Below are 19,430 nucleotides of genomic sequence, written 5' to 3'. Positions count from 1 at the left end.
TGGCCTTAAGCTGCGCGAGCCAACACGGCTGCTACTGCGTACGGAGACACTGCCCATGCGAATTTTATTGGTTGAAGACAACCGCGATATTCTGGCCAACCTGGCGGACTACCTCGGGCTCAAGGGCTACACCGTGGACTGTGCGCAGGACGGTTTATCGGGCCTGCACCTGGCCGCCACTGAGCATTACGACCTGATCGTGCTCGACATCATGCTGCCCGGCATCGATGGCTACACCCTGTGCAAACGCCTGCGTGAAGACGCACGCCGTGACACGCCGGTGATCATGCTCACCGCCCGCGACCAGTTGGATGACCGGCTGCAGGGCTTCAAGTCCGGCGCCGATGACTACTTGCTCAAGCCGTTTGCCCTGTCGGAGCTGGCCGCACGCATCGAAGCCGTGCTGCGCCGCGCCCAGGGTGGCGGTCGCCGTGCCCTGCAGGTAGGCGACCTGAACTATGACCTCGATACCCTGGAAGTCACCCGCGAAGGGCGCCTGCTCAAACTCAACCCGGTTGGCCTCAAGCTGCTGGCGGTGTTGATGCAAAAAAGCCCCCATGTGCTGCGTCGGGAAATTCTCGAAGAGGCGCTGTGGGGCGATGACTGCCCGGACAGCGACAGCCTGCGCAGCCATGTCCACCAATTGCGCCAGGTGATCGATAAACCTTTCGCCAAGCCATTGCTGCAAACGGTGCATGGTGTGGGTTATCGCCTGGCCGAGGGTCGTGATGGAGTTTAAGCAAAGCCTTGCCCAGCGGATCATCATCGCCTTTGCGTTGATGAGTGCGCTGGTGGCGGGTGCCTTCGCCATGGGCATCGTCGCGACGGTGCACCTGGTGGAAGAGAAGCTGATTTCGGCAGGGTTGGGCGGCGACTTGCAACGCCTGCTGCTGATGGACAGCGTCGAAGACTGGCTGCATCGGCCCGAGCCGGATCAGCTGTTTTATTTCAGCGGCGGGCGCGGCGATTTCGAACTGCCCAAGGACCTGCGGCACCTGGAACCCGGCTTTCACGAAGTGTTCCGCGAGGCGCTGTCGTATCACGCTATGGTCGAAGTGGTCGACGGCCGGCGCTATGTGTTGCTGCAGGATCAGAGCGATTTCGAAGAACGTGAGCGCGTGCTGTTTGCCGTGGTGCTGGTGGGCTTCGTGCTCAGCCTGGCGCTGGCGGTGTTCCTCGGCTGGGTGCTGGCGCGTAAGGTGATGGCGCCGGTAGTGCGCCTGGCCCGCCAGGTTCGCCATCGCGACCAACTGCTCGGCCTCGCGCCGCCGCTGGCGCCGGATTATGCCGCCGATGAAGTGGGTGAGCTGGCCGTGGCCTTCGATGCCACCTTGGGCCGTTTGCGCCAGGCGCTGTCCCGTGAGCAATTGTTTACCAGCGACGTGAGCCACGAATTGCGCACGCCGTTGATGGTACTGGCCAGCTCCTGCGAACTGCTGCTGGAAAACCCTGCCATCGACCAGCGTGGGCGTAATCAGGTGCTGCGTATCGCCCGGGCCTGTGAAGAAATGCGCGAGCTGGTGCAGACCTTCCTGATGCTGGCCCGCGCCCAACACAACGACGCTGCCATGTCCCCCCAAGTGACCCTCACCCAAGTGGCGGACGATTTGCTCGGCATCTGGCGTGAGCCTATCGAGCGCAAAGGCCTGGAATTGATCTACCAGCCGGGCAATCCCCTGGACACGCGCTACAACACCACCTTCCTGCATGCGGTGATGGGCAACCTGTTGCGCAATGCCCTGCATTACACCGAACACGGCTTTATCCGGCTCACCCTGGAGCCGAGCGGTTTTGTGGTGGAAGACTCGGGCGTCGGTATTCCGGAAGATAAACGTGAAGCCATGTTCGAGCCGTTCGTGCGCGGCAGCGAGAAGCGTGGCGAAGGCCTTGGCTTGGGGTTGTCGCTGGTGCAGCGCATCTGCGAGAACCAGGGCTGGAATGTCAGCCTGAGCACCATGGAGCCCAATGGTTGCCGCTTTCACGTTGAGTTGAGCCAGGTCAAACCCTGACGTCCCACCCTGCCGCTATCCTGCGGCAGACTCTGCGCTTTTCGGCGAAGATGGCCCCGTGCTACTGAATGTGTCTGTAAAGTCTTGAAATGTATGAGATTGGACAGGACAAGTTTTTCACACTTGGTTGACCTGTTGATCACACTTCGCTGCTTAAGGTTGTAGGCATCAGTAACTGGAGGTCAGTGATGTCTACCCCGATCAAGCTCGAATTTTCCGAAAAGTACGACGATCAGCACGCGCAGAATTATTTGCTCAAGCATCAGGACAATCTCGCTCGCCGGCTGTCCCACAAACGCGACGAGCAATTGGCGCGCGGTGCACTGGCCATGGCCGGTGAGCCGGGCCTGGTGTTGGACTTGCCTTGTGGGGCCGGCCGTTTCTGGCCGCTGCTGGCGGAAAAACCCAACCGCGTGATTATCGGTGCCGACAATTCCGAGTCGATGTTGAAGGTCGCGACGCTCGCCCAACCGGCGGATGTGGTGAAACGGGTACGACCCTTGCAGACATCTGCCTTTGATATCGATTTGCCAGATAACTCGGTCGACAGCATTTTCTGCATGCGCCTGATGCACCATATTGGTGATCCTGAGCACAGGCTGGCGATTCTGCGGGAGTTTCAGCGTGTTACCCGCGACAGCGTAATCATTTCGCTGTGGGTGGATGGCAATTTCAAGGCCTGGAAACGTAAGCGTGCCGAAGTGAAACGTCGCAAGAAAGGTGAGCAGGACGGTTACCAAAACCGGTTTGTGTTACCGGCTGCTACTGTTGAGGCAGAGTTTGAGCAGGCTGGTTTCCGGGTTCAGGAATCCCTGGACTTCATACCGCTCTACGCCATGTGGCGAGTGTATGTATTGCGCAAGAGGTAACAGGATGGCAGTTGAGTGCGTAGCGGGCAGTCACGTAGCTCCCGAAGAACGATTTGATTATTTCTGGCGCAAGCAGGGCGAGTGGGTCGAGGAACCCAATCGTCGGCGCGGTGGTGAAAGTGGTGTGCAACGGGTGATGGGCCCCAATGGGCGCTTGCTCTACAGCAAACGCCAAACCGGGCATATCTACCGCAGTTGGCTCCACCCTTTTGGACGCCCGACCGTGTTGCGCGAACGTGATGCCCTCAAGGGCCTGCGTTTGTTGGACGTGCGGGTGCCGGAACTGGTGTTCTGCGAGGCGCGTCGCGACCCGGAGCACCAATGGAAGGCATTATTGGTCACGGCTTCGCTGGACGGTTTCGACGAGATTGAAAACTGGTATGCCGCGGGTGGCCGCGAACAGTACGGCGAAGGGGTGCATGAACGCCTGCTCAAAGAGCTGGCCAACACTCTGGCGCGTATGCACAAGGGCCGCTGGCAGCATGGTTGCCTGTATATCAAGCACATCTTTGTAAGGGTCACGGGTGAAGGCGACTCGGCCAATGTGGAAGTGGCGCTGCTGGATTTTGAGAAGTGCCGCCAGCGCCTGACCGCTTATCGGGCGGCGTCCCACGACATGCTGCAATTGCGTCGCCATTCGTCGTGGAACGGTAGCGACTGGCAAAAACTCAGCTACTTTTACGAGACGGCGTTTGGCAGCGCTATCAAGGGTTTAACCAAATGAAGCTAGAAATAGCTAGAAGTTTGTTCCTGGTGGGGGCGTTGGGCGTTGCAGCCCTCGCCCTGGCAGCATGGGAACAACCTCGGACACAAGTACTTAGCGCGGTGCAAGGCGGTGGGCAATGCCTGCTGCCGCGCGTCGCCAAGGCGAGTGTGGCGGTCAAGCCCGATCATGATTTGCTGCTGTTCATGTTCGGGATGTCTCAAGGGATGAGGCCGCAGAGTTGAAACGATTCAAACCCCCGGAAAGGGCCTTGCGATGCGAGGCCCTTTTTTTTCGCTTGTTCCCACGCGGAGCGTGGGAGCAATCATATGAATCCGCCTCCTACTCGATGGTTTAATTTTTATCCGGCTTGGCCAGTAACGTATAAACGCAGGGCAACACAAACAGCGTAAACAGCGTTCCAATCGACATCCCCGTCGCAATCACCATCCCGATATCGAACCGGCTCACCGCACCCGCGCCGGTTGCGAAAATCAATGGCACCATGCCGAACACCATCGCAGCAGTGGTCATCAGTACCGGTCGCAGGCGAATCGCCGCCGCTTCCTCAACCGCCTGGCGTGGCGTCAGGCCCTTGTCCTTGCGTAGTTGGTTGGCAAATTCAACGATCAGGATCCCGTGCTTGCTGATCAGCCCGATCAACGTGACCAAGCCCACCTGGGTGTAGATATTCATGCTCGACCAGCCCAGGAACAGCGGAATCAATGCCCCGCAGATCGACAGGGGCACCGTCACCAGAATCACCAGCGGGTCGCGGAAGCTCTCGAACTGGGCCGCCAGCACCAGGAAAATAATCGCCAGGGCCAAGGCAAACGTGACCCACAACGCGCTGCCTTCCTGGACAAATTGCCGGGACGCGCCGCTGTAGTCGAAGGCGTAGCCTGGCGGGGTTTCCTCAATCGCAATCTGGCGCACTGTGTCGATGGCCTCGCCCATGCTGACGATGGGAAAACCCGATATCAGCGCCGAGTTGAGTTGCTGGAACTGGTTCAACTGGCGCGGGCGAGCGCGGTCGGTGAGGGTGATCAGGGTCGACAGCGGTAACAATTCGCCCTGGGCGTTTTTCACGTAGTAGTTGTTCAGCCAGTCGGGGTTATCGCGGTAAGCGCGCTCGACCTGGGCGATCACCTTGTAGCTGCGCCCGTCGAGGGTAAAACGGTTGATTTCCGCCTCCGCCAGCAGTGTCGCCAGAGTGCCTCCGAGGTCTTGCATCGACACGCCCATCTGCGCCGCTTTGGCGCGGTCGATGTCGACCACCACTTCCGGTTTGTCGAAGGCCAGGTCGATGTCTACAAAAGCGAACTTGCCCGACGCCATCGCACGCTTTTTCACGCGGTTGGCCACTTCCAGCAACGATTCATAATCGTTGGCCGTATTGATCACGAAGCCGAACGGCAAGCCTTCGCCGGTGCCGGGCAGGGAGGGCAGGTTGAATCCGAATACCTGCAGGCCCGGAATCTGCTCCAGACGGTGCTGCACGTCGGGCAGGATTTGCATCTGCGTGCGGTCGCGCTCGTTCCACGGCTTGAGCAGGAAACCGCCGATGCCCGATTGCACGCCGTTGAAGCCGTTTATCTGGAACGACGAGTAGTACTCCGGGAACTCCTTGAAGATCTTGATGAACTCGTCGGTGTAGGTGTTGAGGTAGTCCAGGTTGGTCGGCTGCGGTGCGCTGGCCATCATGAAGATGATGCCCTGGTCTTCGTCGGGGGCCAGTTGCGACTGGGTGAACTTGAGGAACACCGGGATCAGGCACAACACGATCAACGCAAACACGATCACCACCGGCCGGGTGTTGAGCGTGCCGTGCAGCATGCGTTGGTAGCGGCGCTTGAGGCTGTCGAACGCCCGGTCGAGGCGATGGGAAAGGCCGGACGGGTTCTCGTCATGGCGCAACAGCAGCGCGCACATCATCGGCGAGAGGGTCAGGGCGACGATGCCGGAAATGATCACCGCGCCCGCCAGGGTCAGGGCGAACTCCTTGAACAGTGCCCCGGTGAGCCCTTCCAGAAATCCAATCGGCGCATACACCGCCGCCAGGGTGATGGTCATCGACACCACGGGCAAGGCGATTTCCCGCGCACCTTCCAGCGCGGCATCCAGCGGCGTCTTCCCTTCCTCGATGTGCCGGTGAATGTTCTCCACTACCACAATCGCGTCGTCGACCACCAAACCGATGGCCAGCACCATCGCCAGCAAGGTCAGCAGGTTGATCGAGTAGCCCATCAACTGCATGAAGAACAGCACGCCAATCATCGACAGCGGGATAGTGATCACCGGGATCACCACCGAGCGTAGCGCCCCGAGGAACAGGAACACCACCACGATGACGATCAGCACTGCTTCAAACAGTGTCTTCACCACCTCGTTGATGGACGCCTGGATAAACAACGTGGCGTCGTAGGCGATTTCCGCCTTGAGGTTGGGCGGCAACTGGGCTTCCAGCTCCGGCATGATCTTGCGCACTTCCTTGATCACGTCCAGCGGGTTGGCGCTGGGGGTGGCCTTGATGCCGATGTACACCGACGGCGTACCGCCGAACGAGCTGATTGCGTTGTAGTTCTCGGCGCCCATTTCCACCCGTGCCACGTCCCGTAGGAGCACGCGGCTGTCGCCGTCGGTTTTTATCGCGATGGCGCCAAAGGCTTCGGCGGACTTGAGATCGGTGTTGGCGTTGATGCTGGTCACCACGAACTCGCCCTTCACCTCGCCGGCTGCGGAGAGGAAGTTGTAGCGGCGCACGGCGTCGGTGATGTCGCTGGCGCTGAGGCCGAAGCCTGCGAGCTTGACCGGGTCGAGCCAGATACGCATGGCAAATACCTGGTTTCCGAGGATCTCGGCTTCGGCCATGCCGGGCAGGGTGGCAAGCTTGGGCTGGATGACCCGCGACAGGTAGTCGGTAATCTGCGGGTTGCTCAATTGCTGGCTGGAGAAGCTGATGTACATCAGCGCCGAGGCGTCGGCGGCCTCCTTGCTCAACACCGGGTCTTCGGCGTCCTGGGGCAGCTTGTTCTTGACCTCATTGGCCTTGGCCAGCAGTTCGGTAAACAGCCGGTCGCTGTTGGCGCCGATGCGCGCGTAGATCGAGATCACCGAGAAGTTCTGGCGACTCACCGAGGTCATGTAGTCGATGCCCTCGGCGCTCGCCAGACTTTGCTGCAACGGTTGAGTGATATAGCCCTGGATGGTCTCGGCATTCGCGCCGGGGTAGGCGGTGGTCACCGTGATCAGGGCGTTTTCCATGCTTGGGTATTGGCGCAACGGTAGCTTGCTGTAGGCCTGGAACCCCAGCAGCACTATCAGAAGGCTGACCACCATCGCCAGCACGGGCCGGCGGATAAACGCGTCAGTGAACTTCATGGCTCAGTGCCCTGCCGGCAGGTTTTTGTCCGGGCTGATGGCGATGGGCGTGCCGTTGTCCAGTTTCAACTGACCGGCGCTGACCACCTGTTCACCGGCCTTCAAGCCCTTGCTCACCAGCACCAGGCCACCGCGCCGTTCGCCGGTTTCGACAAACCGGCGCTCGGCGATCAACCGGGGCTTATTGTCGGCGTCTTTTTCCACCTCGCCGTTTTCGTTGTTTTTCTCGGCCACGGCGTACACCGAATTGCCGTAGAGGGTGTAGGTAATCGCGCTTTCCGGCACCACGATTTGCGCGGTCGGGTTGGGCAGTATGACCTCCAGGCTGGTGAACATGCCGGGCAACAGCTTGCTGTCCGGGTTGGCCAGGGTGGCGCGCACCAGCACATTGCGTGTGCTGTTCTCAACCTTAGGGTTAATCGCGCTGATGCTGCCGGGGAATTGCTGGCCGGGGTAGGCCGAGACTTCCACCTGCACGCGTTGGCCGATGGCAACCTTGGGCACCGCATGTTCCGGGATATAGAAGTCGACGTAGAGGCTGCTGATGTCCTGCAGCGTGGCGATCATCGTGCCGCTGGCCAGGTAGTCACCGACGTCTACCTGACGAATACCGATGGTGCCGCTGAACGGCGCGACGAGGTGTTTCTTGGCCAGGGACGCCTTGAGCTGGTTGACCGTGGCCTTGTTCTTTTGCAGTTGTGCGTAGAGGCGGTCGAACTCGCCTTTGGAGATCGCCTGGCTGCCGACCAACTGGCTGCCACGCCCGTAATCCAGTTGCGCGAGGCCGAGGTCCGCCTGCGCGGTTTCGAGCAGGGCGCTTTCCACGGCGCTATCGAGTTGTACCAGCGGTTGGCCCGTCTTTACCTTCTGCCCGGAAATGAACTGCACATCCTTCACCGTCCCCGCCGTTTCCAGGCTCAGGTTCACTCCCTGCAGGGCCTTCAGCGTCCCCACCGATGGCAAGCGTTGTTGCCAAGGCTGCTCGATCGCTAGTGCGACGGCGACGCTCACCGGCGGCTTGGGTTTGGAAAAGACCTGGATCTGCCGGTAGATGGAAAAGGCTTTGTAGCCCGCCAGCAGCAGGACGATTAACAGGACGACACCCAACATGATCAACATGCGACGGCGCAGCATATTCCGATTCCTTGGAAAGACTTGGGCAGACGAATCGAAACGTTACTCCGTCTTTGCCAGGGATTCCAGCTGGGAATGTTGACAGGTCTGGCGTGGGGCCGGGCATCGAATAGTTGAGCAGCAAGGGCGCTTGCGGGATGACTTCAAGCCGCCCATAACCCTTGGCTGATGAGGAATCAACAGGTAGCAGGAGGGGCCGGCCGGGTAGCATTTGGGGATTCGCCAGCAGCGTGTAGAAGCAGGGCAATACAAATAACGTGAACAGGGTGCCCACGGACATGCCGGTGGCAATCACCAGGCCGATATCAAATCGACTGACCGCCCCGGCACCGCTGGCCAGGATCAGCGGAACGACGCCCAGTACGGTGGCGACGGTGGTCATCAAAATCGGCCGCAGACGAGTAGCGGCGGCTCGTTCCACGGCTTCGCGAGCTGTCAGCCCATGCTCCCGGCGCAACTGGTTGGCGAATTCGACGATCAGGATCCCATGTTTGCTGATCAGGCCGATCAGTGTGACCAGGCCTATCTGGGTATAGATATTCAGGCTCGACCACCCCAGGAACAGGGCGATCAAAGCCCCGCAAATCGACAGGGGAACACTGATCAGTATCACCAACGGGTCACGAAAGCTTTCAAACTGGGCTGCCAGCACCAGCCCAATGATCGCCAGCGCCAGGCCAAAAGTGCTCCATAAGGCGCCGCCTTCCTGAACAAACTGACGCGTAGCGTTGCTGTAGTCGAAGGTGATGCCCGGTGGCGCTTCCTCTTGCACAATGGCGCGCAGGGTGTCGATGGCATCGCCCATGCCGACGATTGGAAAGCCGGAGATCACTACTGAGTTCATTTGTTGGAACTGATTGAGTTGGCGTGGGCGTGCCTGCTCTTCGGACACTGTGATCAGCGTGGAAAGGGGCAGCAACTGTCCTTTAGCGTTTTTGAGGTAATAGTGGTTCAACCAGTCCGGCGTGCTTCGAAACGCTTGCTCGACTTGAGCTATCACCTTGTAGTGACGACCATCGATGCTGAAATGGTTGATTTCCGTTTCCGCCAGCAACGTCGACAGCGTCAGCCCGAGGTCTTGCATCGAAACACCCATCTGTGCAGCCTTGTTTCGATCAATGTCGATAACCACTTCCGGGCGGTCGAAGGCCAGGTCGCTGTCGAGATACGCGAACTTTCCAGAGTCGATTGCTCGCTGCTTGACCCGTTCTGCCAGTTCCAGCAGCGATTGATGATCGTCGGGCGTGCTGATCACAAAGCCAAAGGGCAGGCCTTCTCCGGTGCCCGGCAATGCGGGCAGGTTGAAGGCAAGCACCTGTAGACCTGGAATGCTGTTGAGCTTCTCGCGCAATTGCGTCAGGACTTGCATTTGCGTGCGGTCGCGGTCCTCCCAGGGTTTAAGCAAAAAACCGCCGATGCCGTATTGCGCGCCGTTCAGTCCATTGATCTGGAAAGAGGACTGGTATTGCGCAAGCGTCTTGAACAGTGGGATGAAGTCCTTGGTATAGGCATTCAAATACGCGAGGTTGGCGGCTTGCGGCGCATGGGAGAGCATAAAGACAACGCCTTTGTCCTCATCTGGAGCCAGCTCTGAGGTCGTAAACTTGAGCATCGCCGGAATCAGCAGCAGCACAATCAGTGCGAACACCATCACTACCGGCCGTGCACTCAGTACCTTCTTCAGTGCGCGCAGGTAACGCTGCATGAGTCGTTCGAATGACCGGTCCAGCACCAATGCAAACCCTCGGGAAGGGTGCGTGCTGCGCAGCATCAGTGCGCACATCATCGGTGACAGGGTCAGCGCTACGATGCCGGAGATCACGACAGCTCCGGCCAGGGTCAAGGCAAATTCCCTGAACAGTGAACCCGTGAGCCCCTGCAAAAAGCCGATGGGGGCGTAGACCGCTGCGAGTGTAATCGTCATGGCGACGACCGGGGCGCACACTTCCCGCGCCCCGGCTATCGCGGCTTCAAACGGTGGCAAGCCTTTCTCAATATGCCGATGAATGTTTTCCAGCACCACAATCGCGTCATCCACCACCAGCCCGATGGCGAGCACCATCGCCAGTAGCGTCAGTACGTTGATGGAGTAGCCCATCAAATGCATGAAAAACATCACCCCGATCAACGACAGTGGAATCGTGATGATCGGAATGAACACTGCGCGCAGTGAGCCCAGGAAAAGAAACACCACGACCACAACGATCAGCACTGCCTCCAGCAACGTGATGAGCACCCCGTCGAGGGACGCGAGGATAAATTGCGTGGAGTCAAAGGCAATGTCGGCATTGAGGTTGGGTGGCAGCCTCGATTGCAAGTCGAGCATGAGCTCGCGCACCTGCCGGGCCAGTTCAAGAGGGTTGGCGTCCGGCGCTGGCTTGATGCTGATGTACGTGGCGGGTACGCCATTGAATGAGCTGAAACTGTCGTAGTTTTCGGACCCCATCTCAACCCGTGCCACATCCCCCAGGCGAACCTGGCTGTCTTGTTCGTTCCTCAAGGTGATCGCCTTGAAGTCTTCGACCGTGCGTAGTTGAGTGTTGGCGTGAACGCTGGTGACCACATAGTCGCCGGTAACCTCGCCGGCTGTTGATTGCACGTTGTAACGGCTGACAGCCTGGCTGACATCGCTGGCGCTTAAGCTGAAACCGGCGAGCTTGATGGGGTCCAGCCACAGGCGCATGGCCAGGGTGCGGTTGCCGATAATGTCGGCGCCGGCCATGCCTGGCAGCGTCGCCAGTCGAGGTTGAACCACCCTCTGCAAGTAGTCGGTGACCTGGGCACTGTTCATCGTGTTGCTGGAAAAACTGAGATACATCAGCGCAGTGGTCTCAGCCGCGACCTTACTCAGTACCGGGTCTTCAGCTTCCCGAGGCAATTTGCTGCGCACTTCGTTGACCTTGGCCAGCAACTCGGTAAACAAGCGATCACTGTCGGCACCGCTGCGGCCGTAGATCGAGATGACCGAGATGTTCTGGCGGCTCGTGGCCTTCATGTAGTCGATGCCTTCGGCACTGGCCAGGTTTTTCTGAAGCGGCTGGGTGACAAGGCTCTGGATTGTTTCGGCATTGGCTCCGGGGTACAGGGTAGTGACAGTGATCAGGGCGGTTTCCATCTGCGGGTATTCCCGCATCGGCAACTGGTGGTAGCCCTGCAGTCCCAATAGCAGGATCAACAGGCTGACCACCATCGCGAGCACCGGGCGACGAATGAACAGGTCGGTAAACTTCATGGGGCGGCATCCGCGGTACCCACGCGCGAGGACGCGCCGGGTGACAGGGGTGCGTCATCACTGACGATGACAACTGTGCCGTGCTTGAGCTTGTGCTGGCCCGCTGTGACCACCTGTTCACCCGGCGCCAGCCCTTTGGTGATGATCACTTGGCCGTTAAGCCGCTCGCCGGCCTCGATCTGGCGTTGTTCGGCGGCCAGTACCGGCAGACCTGCTTGATCGGCCTGTTCATCATTATGTCGAGAAACTACGTAAACGTACTGGCCCGAAGGTGTGTAGATGATTGCTACCTCTGGAACAACGACCTGCAGCGTCGGTTGCGCCAATTGCACCTGCAAACTGGCGAACATTCCCGGCAATAATCGGTTGCGCGAGTTGGGCAGTGTTGCCCTCACCCTGACGTTGCGGGTGTTGTCATCGACGACAGGGTTGATGGCGCTGACCAGGCCAAGGGTGTGTTGCCCGGGCCGTGCGGAAACCTCAACCTGTATAGGTTGGCCAACCTCAATGAACTGGACCGCTTGCTCCGGTACGTGGAAGTCGACATAGAGGCTACTGGTGTCCTGCAGGCTGGCGATTATGGCGGTGCTTTGCAGATAGTCGCCGATACTGACCTGGCGAATACCGATGGTGCCGCTGAAGGGGGCGGTGATGTGTTTCTTCGCCAGCGCCGCGGTGTACTGGCTTACCAGTGCATTGTGTCGATTGAACTCTGAAGAGAGCCGATCGAACTCACCTCTGGAAATCGCCTGGCTTTCCACCAGCTTCTCTGCTCGCTCGAAATCTTGTCGGGCAAGGCGATGGTTTGCCAAGGCGACGTCCAGTTGCGCCTTCTCCATCTGGTTTTCCAATTGCAACAAGGATTGCCCGGCTGTGATCTTTTGTCCTGATTCAAAATGCACCTGCGTGACGACGCCGGGGACTTCGATTCTCAAGTCAATTCCTTGAAGCGCCTTGAGACTGCCGGCGGCTGGCAGTTGGCGTTGCCAGAGTTGCTCGATGGCGGGCACCACTGCCACGCTGACGGGCGGTTTGGGAGCGTGCAGCAATGTCAGTTGCTGGTTGATCCAGAACGCTTTGTAGCCTGCCAACATCGACACCACTATGAAAACGATGCCTAGCATCGTGACCATACGGCGACCAGGCATAGACGACTCCTTGGGGGACAATAGCGAAGGCGCTGATTGTCACCAAGGCAGCGAGGGCAAATAAGCCGGAAAATCGCTTGGAGTGGTGGGAGCTGTGATTATCAGGAGAAAGAAATCTCTCCTTATTTCGTAGGAACAAGCACTGTCAGGCGCTCCCGTCTGCGAATCGGGGAGCGGCCATTCGGGAGGGGGGTCAGATCAGATGCAGATGGTTGTCCCAAAGCCCTGCCGGCAATTCCAGCGGCTTGGCCAGCAGTTCTTTTTGGCGGCAATCGTAGAAGCGGCAACGGCCTTGGCCTGAGGTCACGACAAACCCGTCCGCCACCGCACCGACGCCGGCGCAGTCGGGCAAAGGTCCGTCAAGACGCAGCTCGCCGCTGTCCATGTTCCAGATAAAGAAGCGGTTGCCACGCGGTGCCGTCAGTGCCACCAGGCGCAGTTCGCTGTGCACCGCGACGCTGGCGGTGTAGTGCCCCATCGCCTGCAACTGCTCATCTGCCACCGGGAACGCCACAAATGGCTGCCCCGGACGCTTGATCGCCAGTAACTCGGAACGCTCCTGGGACGGCCCCATGAACTGCTGCCCCGTGAGGATGGTGCCATCGCTGGCGATCCCCATGTGGCGCACGCTGTTCATCTGCTGGCCCAGGGTTTCCTTGCTGATCAGCGTGCCGTCGCGGTGCATCAGCACCAGGCTCGGCGCCATGGCATTGAGGTTCATCTCCACGCGGCTTTCGGCTTCGGTGCGAATGCCGCCGTTGGCCACCACCAGGGTCTCGCCATCGGGCATCCAGGACACCTGGTGCGGGCCGATGCCGTGCGTGGAAATCTCGCCGCTGTGCACCAGCCGCTCGCCTTCGAATTTGTACACGCCGAGCAGGCCACGGCCGGGGTCGGACGTGTCGTTCTCGGTGGCGTACAGCCAGTCGCCGCTCTTGTGGATCACCGCATGCCCATAGAAGTGGCGATTGGCATGGGAGGTGATGGTTTGCAGCAGCGCGCCATCACGCAGGTCGATCAGGTAACTTTCGGTGCCCGGGCGACGGGCGACAAACAGTGCAATCGGCAGCGTCGGGTGGTTGATGATGTCGTGGCAGCGTTGGCCGACCTGGGTGGCAAATACCTGCTTGCCGTCCAGGCGATAGCCCACGGCGTAGTGCTTGCCGTCCGCATCATCCCGTGCCGACAGCAGCAGCGGGCCATGCTCTTTTTGCAGAAAACCCTTTTGCTTGAACAGCGTCCAGCCACCCAATGTGAGTGCGGTGAGCAGCACGCTGCCAATGGCCAAAGCCTGTCGCCTGAGCATCATCAGTCACCGTCGTTGGCATTGAAGCCCAGTTGGATGCCCAGCGCCTTGGCCAGTTCGCCTTCGTGCAGGCGGTGGACAACGTTGAGGCTGTCGTAGATGTCGTTGAGCTGTTGTCGCCCGGCGTCGTCGGCCAACAATTCATTGAGCGTGCGCTGGTTGCTGGCGAACAGTTTCAGCGCCGCGGCATAGGCCGCGTCGATCTTGTCAGCCAACGGTTTCTGATCGGCAGGCAACAGGCCACGCAGGCCTTTGTTGTCGACACCGACCCACACGGTCTGGGCGGCGGCGAGGCTGGCGGCGAGGCTTTGCAGGGACGACTGGCTGCGCCATGCATCGGCCTGGAACGGCTGCGGGATGCCCTTGGTCTGGCGGCCCATTGGCGTGCCGAGTTTCTTCTTCAAGGTATCCAGCGCGGTGACTTGCACGCGCAGCAGATCGGCGATGGCTTCGTGGGAATCGGCGTAGCGCTGGTTCGGAAACTTGGTCATCTGCGCGAGCATGCCGTCAGTGCTGTTCCAGCTGGCCAGGATCTCTTCGGCCAAGGCTTTCTGACGATCGCCAATGGCGACCAGCAGCGGGCAGTAGCGGGCTTTTTGCGCTTCGTCGGCGACGTCGGTCTTGGCGTCGTAGAGGATGTATTCGTAGGCCGACAGGCCCTGCACCACCACGCTCGACTTGGCCAGGGCGGCACCGTCGATCTGCGGCTGTGCGGTGACCAGTTGCTCGACCTGACGGCCCACCAGGTTTTTCTTGTCCGGCCAGAACTGCACCTGCCACGAACGGTTACCCTCGGCCAGCGGGCCGATCAGCAGCGGTTGTAGCTCGGCCCAGGCCTTTTGCGCGTGGAGGAAGTCGGCGCGCGCGGTCTCCAGGCTTTCCTTGCCCTGGCAGTAGGCAAGGGCGCTGACGGCCAGTTGGCGGTCGGCTTCAACCCAGCGGCTGTAGGTCGGCAGGATCACTTGCTTGGCGATGGCGGCCGAGGTCACCGCTTGCGGGTCCTGGGGCGAGCAGGCGCCGAGGGCGAGGGCGGCCAGGCTGGTGAACAACAACTTGGGACGGAACATGTCGAGCTCCCTTCTGTAAGTGGGGCGAAGCTTATAGAGAATTCAGGAACGCAAGCAACGCGGCGCGCTGCTCGGCGTTAAAAGACAACACATGCTGCTGCGCCGCTTGCGCTTCACCGCCATGCCAGAGCACGGCTTCCAGGGGGTTGCGGGCGCGGCCGTCATGCAATAACTGGGTATGGCCACTCACGGTTTGCGTCAGGCCAAGGCCCCACAACGGCGGCGTGCGCCAGTCGCGGCCACTGGCCTTGAATTCGCTGCGGTTGTCGGCCAGGCCGTCGCCCATGTCATGCAACAGCAGGTCGCTGTAGGGGCGGATCACTTGGTTGGCCAGTTCAGGTTCAGCGGCATTGGCCGCTGTGGTGAAGGATGGCTTGTGACAGCCCTGGCAACCGGCCTGGTAAAACAGGTTTTTCCCGGCCAGTACCTGCGGCGCGTTGACGTCGCGGCGCACAGGTACGGCCAGGTTACGCGTATAGAACAGCACCAGGCGCAGTATGTTATCGCTGACTTCCGGCTCGCCCTCGGGGCCATTGCCGTTGGGCGCCTGTTTGCAGGCGACTTGGGCGTCGGTGCAGTCATCGAAGGGTCTCAGGGACGTGGTGAGGCCCATATCACCAGAGAACGCGTGAACATTTTGTTGATTGAGGTTGGGTTGCCCGGCTTTCCAGCCAAATCGCCCGAGGACGGTTTTGTGTTGGGCATCATCCCAGACCCAATTCGCCCGCCCGACGATGGCTTCTTTGTCGGCGGTTTTCGGGTCGGTGTTGCGCAGGACATCCGCGTCGGCAATTGCTTCGAGCAAGCCCAGGCCGATCATCGGCGGGGCGATGCGTGCGGAAAAACGTGTGTCCGGGTGCATCGGGCCGTAGCCGAGTTGGGTGATCTGCAAGTCCGGCTTGCGTAACTCGACGACGGTGCCGTCCTTGAACCTGACGTTGACGGGTGTGTAGTCGACCCGCACCTTGCCTTCCGGCACGACGCCCGGCACGGCCATGTCTTGCAGTTGCCCACCGTAGACCGGTTCGGGCACTACGCCAATCTGCTCGATGAGCTTGGCGTAGGGGGATGCGTCCGGGATCGACAGGCGCACCAGCATAGACACCGCATTCGCTGCGTCGGGCAGCGGCGGATGGCCACGGCCGTCCTTGATATGGCAGTTCTGGCAGGCGTTGGTGTTAAACAGCGGGCCCACCCCATCGCGCGCGGTGGTGGTGGACGGCGCGATCACCCAGGGGCTGCGAAAGAAACTGTTGCCGACGCTGAAATCCAGGCGGCGCGTCGGCGACAGGTTGGCCGAGGGCAGGGAAAACGCGTTCTGGTCTCGCTTGTTCACCGTCGTCGCGCCGCCGGCCCGCGCTTCACCCGGCTCAGCCTTGGTACTGTTTAGAGACGCTGGGGGCGGGGCGTCATCACAGGCTGCCAGGCTCAAGGCCAGCAACGCTGCAGACAGGCGAAGAAGCGAACGGAACATCGACTTTCCTGGACGAAGGCGAAAAATGCGGTCGCAAAGTCTAACAGGGCAGGGCGGTTTGAATAAGAGCAATTATCGTTTGGTGGAATCCGATTCATTCCCGTTAGAATGGCCGCACATTTTTCTCTGGAGGTGGCCAATGCAGGCTCTCGACGCTTTGCTCAACCGTGTTTCCGTGCCGCGTTTGCTGGAGCCGGCACCGACCCAGGAGCAGCGTGATGTGCTGTTCGCCGCCGCCATGCGTGCCCCCGACCACGGCCAGCTGCGCCCTTGGCGCTTCCTGACCGTGGAAGGCGCGGCCCGTGAGCAAATGGGCACGTTGCTTGCCGAAGCCGCGCGCCTGCAGGATGCCGACGCCCCGCAAGCTGCCATCGATAAAGCCCAGAACGGCCCGCTGCGTGCCCCGTTGGTGGTGGTGGTGATTGCTCGCCTGCAAGACCACTTCAAAGTGCCGAAGTCCGAGCAACTGCTGGCGGCCGCCTGTGCGGCCCACGGGATTTTGCTGGCGGCTTACGCACAGGGGATTGGTGCGGTGTGGCGTACCGGCGACTTGTCCTACTCGGCCCACGTCGCCCAAGGCCTGGAGCTGACGGCAGGCGAGGAAGTAATTGGCTTCCTTTACCTGGGCACGCCGCAGAACCCGCCGCGCACCGCGCCGAAAGAAGACCTGGCAGCGTTCGTTCAGGCCTGGCCTGGCGCCTGATTATCGATCGTTGATCGTTCCTACGCTCTGCGTGGGAATGTCGCCCTGGACGCTCTGCGTCCCGCCGTCAATGCCAGCGTGACGCGGAGCGTCACAGGATGCATTCCCACGCGGAGCGTGGGAACGAGCGACAGCCCCCTCCCACATTGGACTGTGGTGTTTCTTAAACCCTGAACTGATCCATCAACTTCATCTGTTGGCTGGCCAACGCATTCAGTTGGCTGCTGATGGCCGCCGACTCGGTGGCCTGGCTGGTGAGGGTCTCGGTCACGGTGCGAATCGCCGAGACGTTGCGGTTGACCTCTTCGGCCACCGCGCTCTGTTGTTCGGCAGCGCTGGCGATTTGCAGGTTCATGTCGCTGATCACCGTCACTGCGTCACTGATCTTGCCCAGTGCCTGCACCGCCTGATGGATCTGCCCGGCATTGCTCTGGGCCTGGTGCTGGCTGGAATGCATGGTCGCCACCACCCCACGGGTGCCGCTCTGGATGCGTTCGATTACCAGGCGAATCTCTTCTACTGAATCCTGTGTGCGCTTGGCCAGGTTGCGCACTTCGTCGGCTACCACCGCAAACCCACGTCCGCTTTCGCCGGCGCGTGCCGCCTCGATCGCCGCGTTCAATGCCAGCAGGTTGGTCTGCTCGGCGATGCTGCGGATCACCTCCAGCACTGAACCGATCTGCTCGCTGTTGACGGCCAGGGCTTCGACTTCGCTCACGGCTTTGCTGACTTCTTCGGCGAGGGTGGTGATGTCGCGGGTGCTTTGCTCGATGATCGACATGCCTTCACGCGCAGACTGATCGGCGCCGCGTGCCGCACTGGCAGCGTTGGATGCGCTGTTGGCGACGTCATGGGCGGTGGCGCTCATTTCATTGGAGGCGGTGGCCACCTGGTCGATTTCGCGGAACTGCACCTGCATGCCTTCGCTGGTCTGGCGCGCGATGGCCGATGACTGATCCGCAGTGCCACGCGCTTCGGTGATGCTTTGCTTGATCTGCGCGATGGTCGGTTGCAGCTTGTCGAGGAAACGGTTGAACCAATTCACCAGTTCGCCCAACTCGTCTTTCTTGGCGTAAGCCAGGCGCTGGGTGAGGTCGCCGTCGCCGCTGGCGATGTCCTTGAGCATGGCGGCCACGCTGTTTATCGGCCGGGTCACGCCGGTGGCCGTCAGCCAGATCAGCAGCAAGCCCAGCAGGCCGGCTGCGGCACCGACGAGCAATGCCTTGAGAGTGCCCGCCGCCTGGGCCTCGTCGAGTACGCCTTGCAGCTTCACCGTATCGGCGAGCATCACTTGCTTGGGCAATTTGATTACCACGCCCCAGGACTTGGCATCGGCAATCGGCTTGACCGGGTACACGGCGCGAATGGTGTCGCCTTGTTCGCGGTTCACATGGCTGCCACTGGCCAGCAGTTGTACGATTTCCTTTCCTTCGGCGCCGAGGGTATCGATCAGGTTCTTGCCGACGTTGGCCGGTGCGCCGCTGTAGGCCGCGATCAAGCCGGTGCCCGACAGAATCTCCAGGTGCGCGGCGCCGTCGAACAGGTCTTTTTGCGCCGCATCGGTTGCGGCTTGCAGGGCATTGAGGGCGATGTCGACACCCACCACACCGATAACTTTGCCGTCCACGATCAGCGGCAGGGAAATGGTCGTCATCAACACGGGTTTGCCGGCCACCGTATCTTCGTACGGGTCCAGCAGGCACGTATTACGCGTGTCCCGTGGGCAGGTATACCAAATGTTGTAGGGCGTGCCGCTGAGGTTGAGGGTGGTCTTGGTCAGGTCGTCCTCGACCATGATCGTGTTCAAGCCTTCGCCGCCGGCGCGGCTCCAGTAGCTGGAGAAGCGGCCTTTTTCATTGGATACGCGGGCCTTGTCGTCAATGAACTCGCTGTCCTTGCCATCCAGGCCGTTGGGCTCGAACGACAGCCAGATACCGAGCACTTTGCTGTTACGGTCGAACGCGGTCTTGAGGCTCTGGTTGAGCTCTTCGCGCAGGGCGCCTGGCTCCAGGGCACGTTTGGCGGCGAGGTTGCGCAGGTCTTTGATCTGGTCGGCCAACGCCGTGACCACCACGAGGTTTTCGCCAAAGGTTTTCTGCAACTGCACGGCCTGTTCAGCGGCCTTGGCTTGCAACAGGTCTTGCACGCTGCTGCTGAGCATTCTCGAGCTTGAATCGCTGATCAGGTGGTCGTTCTGATCGGTCTCGTACAGGTTGATGCTGATAATCAGCGCAATCACCCCCAACAGGCAAAGGCCGGACAGCAGCACAATTTTCAAGCGGATGGAGAGGGTGTCGAACATAGGTTCACTCGCGAATGGACTTATTGGTATACAAGCTGGGCCAAGTCCATTCGGCGCATACCCGGAGCATCGGCGCAGTGTGTTAATTCATGAGAGGGAGGC

At 60.4% G+C, this 19,430-nt stretch carries 13 protein-coding genes and 2 pseudogenes; 6 read left to right on the top strand and 9 right to left on the bottom strand.

Going from position 1 to position 19,430, the window contains the following annotated elements:
* Nucleotides 1-55: 55 nt before the first annotated feature.
* The 5 genes from colR (at nucleotide 56) to ACR52_RS18100 (ending at nucleotide 3,826) form a co-directional block, all read left to right on the top strand.
* The gene (colR, locus tag ACR52_RS18120; RefSeq protein WP_003208587.1) at nucleotides 56-739 is read left to right on the top strand and encodes a two-component system response regulator ColR; all 684 of its coding nucleotides are present in this window, start codon (nucleotides 56-58) and stop codon (nucleotides 737-739) included.
* Nucleotides 729-2,009 (top strand): sensor histidine kinase, encoded by a 1,281-nt coding sequence (locus ACR52_RS18115; RefSeq protein ID WP_048727203.1) that lies wholly within the window; start codon nucleotides 729-731, stop codon nucleotides 2,007-2,009. The genes colR and ACR52_RS18115 overlap by 11 nt, the downstream gene beginning before the upstream one ends.
* A gap of 188 nt (nucleotides 2,010-2,197) precedes the next feature.
* Complete coding sequence (locus ACR52_RS18110) at nucleotides 2,198-2,878, top strand: class I SAM-dependent methyltransferase (RefSeq protein ID WP_048727201.1); 681 nt, start codon at nucleotides 2,198-2,200, stop codon at nucleotides 2,876-2,878.
* Nucleotides 2,879-2,882: 4 nt separating this feature from the next.
* The gene (locus tag ACR52_RS18105) at nucleotides 2,883-3,602 is read left to right on the top strand and encodes a lipopolysaccharide kinase InaA family protein (RefSeq protein WP_048727198.1); all 720 of its coding nucleotides are present in this window, start codon (nucleotides 2,883-2,885) and stop codon (nucleotides 3,600-3,602) included.
* The gene (locus ACR52_RS18100; protein ID WP_048727194.1) at nucleotides 3,599-3,826 is read left to right on the top strand and encodes a hypothetical protein; all 228 of its coding nucleotides are present in this window, start codon (nucleotides 3,599-3,601) and stop codon (nucleotides 3,824-3,826) included. The genes ACR52_RS18105 and ACR52_RS18100 overlap by 4 nt, the downstream gene beginning before the upstream one ends.
* 109 nt (nucleotides 3,827-3,935) lie before the next feature.
* Here ACR52_RS18100 and ACR52_RS18095 read toward each other — a convergent pair whose 3' ends face one another.
* The 7 genes and pseudogenes from ACR52_RS18095 to ACR52_RS18065 all read right to left on the bottom strand — a co-directional run bounded on the left by ACR52_RS18095 (nucleotide 3,936) and on the right by ACR52_RS18065 (nucleotide 16,323).
* Nucleotides 3,936-6,962, bottom strand: coding sequence for a multidrug efflux RND transporter permease subunit (locus ACR52_RS18095; protein ID WP_048727192.1), 3,027 nt, complete (start codon nucleotides 6,960-6,962; stop codon nucleotides 3,936-3,938).
* 3 nt (nucleotides 6,963-6,965) lie between these two features.
* Entirely contained in the window at nucleotides 6,966-8,096 is a 1,131-nt protein-coding gene (locus ACR52_RS18090) for an efflux RND transporter periplasmic adaptor subunit (RefSeq protein ID WP_048727189.1), read from the bottom strand.
* Nucleotides 8,097-8,310: 214 nt separating this feature from the next.
* Nucleotides 8,311-11,328: pseudogene (locus ACR52_RS18085) on the bottom strand (multidrug efflux RND transporter permease subunit); the annotation flags it as partial.
* Nucleotides 11,325-12,476, bottom strand: a complete 1,152-nt coding sequence (locus ACR52_RS18080) for an efflux RND transporter periplasmic adaptor subunit (RefSeq protein ID WP_048727186.1) — start codon at nucleotides 12,474-12,476, stop codon at nucleotides 11,325-11,327. The pseudogene ACR52_RS18085 and the gene ACR52_RS18080, both read right to left, overlap by 4 nt.
* A 193-nt stretch (nucleotides 12,477-12,669) precedes the next feature.
* Entirely contained in the window at nucleotides 12,670-13,782 is a 1,113-nt protein-coding gene (locus ACR52_RS18075) for a DUF1513 domain-containing protein (RefSeq protein WP_048727183.1), read from the bottom strand.
* Nucleotides 13,783-13,784: 2 nt separating this feature from the next.
* Nucleotides 13,785-14,849: an imelysin family protein gene (locus ACR52_RS18070; protein ID WP_048727182.1), complete on the bottom strand. Its 1,065-nt coding sequence runs from the start codon at nucleotides 14,847-14,849 to the stop codon at nucleotides 13,785-13,787.
* 31 nt (nucleotides 14,850-14,880) lie between these two features.
* Nucleotides 14,881-16,323: a di-heme oxidoreductase family protein gene (locus ACR52_RS18065; protein ID WP_048727181.1), complete on the bottom strand. Its 1,443-nt coding sequence runs from the start codon at nucleotides 16,321-16,323 to the stop codon at nucleotides 14,881-14,883.
* A gap of 139 nt (nucleotides 16,324-16,462) precedes the next feature.
* Here ACR52_RS18065 and ACR52_RS18060 point away from each other — a divergent pair, with 139 nt between their 5' ends.
* Nucleotides 16,463-17,026: an NAD(P)H nitroreductase gene (locus ACR52_RS18060; RefSeq protein ID WP_048727179.1), complete on the top strand. Its 564-nt coding sequence runs from the start codon at nucleotides 16,463-16,465 to the stop codon at nucleotides 17,024-17,026.
* A gap of 163 nt (nucleotides 17,027-17,189) precedes the next feature.
* Here the strand turns inward: ACR52_RS18060 and ACR52_RS31800 are convergent, their stop codons facing one another.
* Nucleotides 17,190-17,945: a methyl-accepting chemotaxis protein gene (locus ACR52_RS31800; protein ID WP_406956230.1), complete on the bottom strand. Its 756-nt coding sequence runs from the start codon at nucleotides 17,943-17,945 to the stop codon at nucleotides 17,190-17,192.
* A gap of 102 nt (nucleotides 17,946-18,047) precedes the next feature.
* Nucleotides 18,048-19,187, bottom strand: a pseudogene (locus tag ACR52_RS31795) (PDC sensor domain-containing protein); the annotation flags it as partial.
* Nucleotides 19,188-19,430: the final 243 nt, after the last annotated feature.

It is taken from the genome of Pseudomonas fildesensis (assembly GCF_001050345.1).
Lineage (GTDB): Bacteria > Pseudomonadota > Gammaproteobacteria > Pseudomonadales > Pseudomonadaceae > Aquipseudomonas > Aquipseudomonas fildesensis.
Note: the sequence above shows the minus strand (reverse complement) of the source record. Positions and strands in the feature narration are given on the sequence as shown.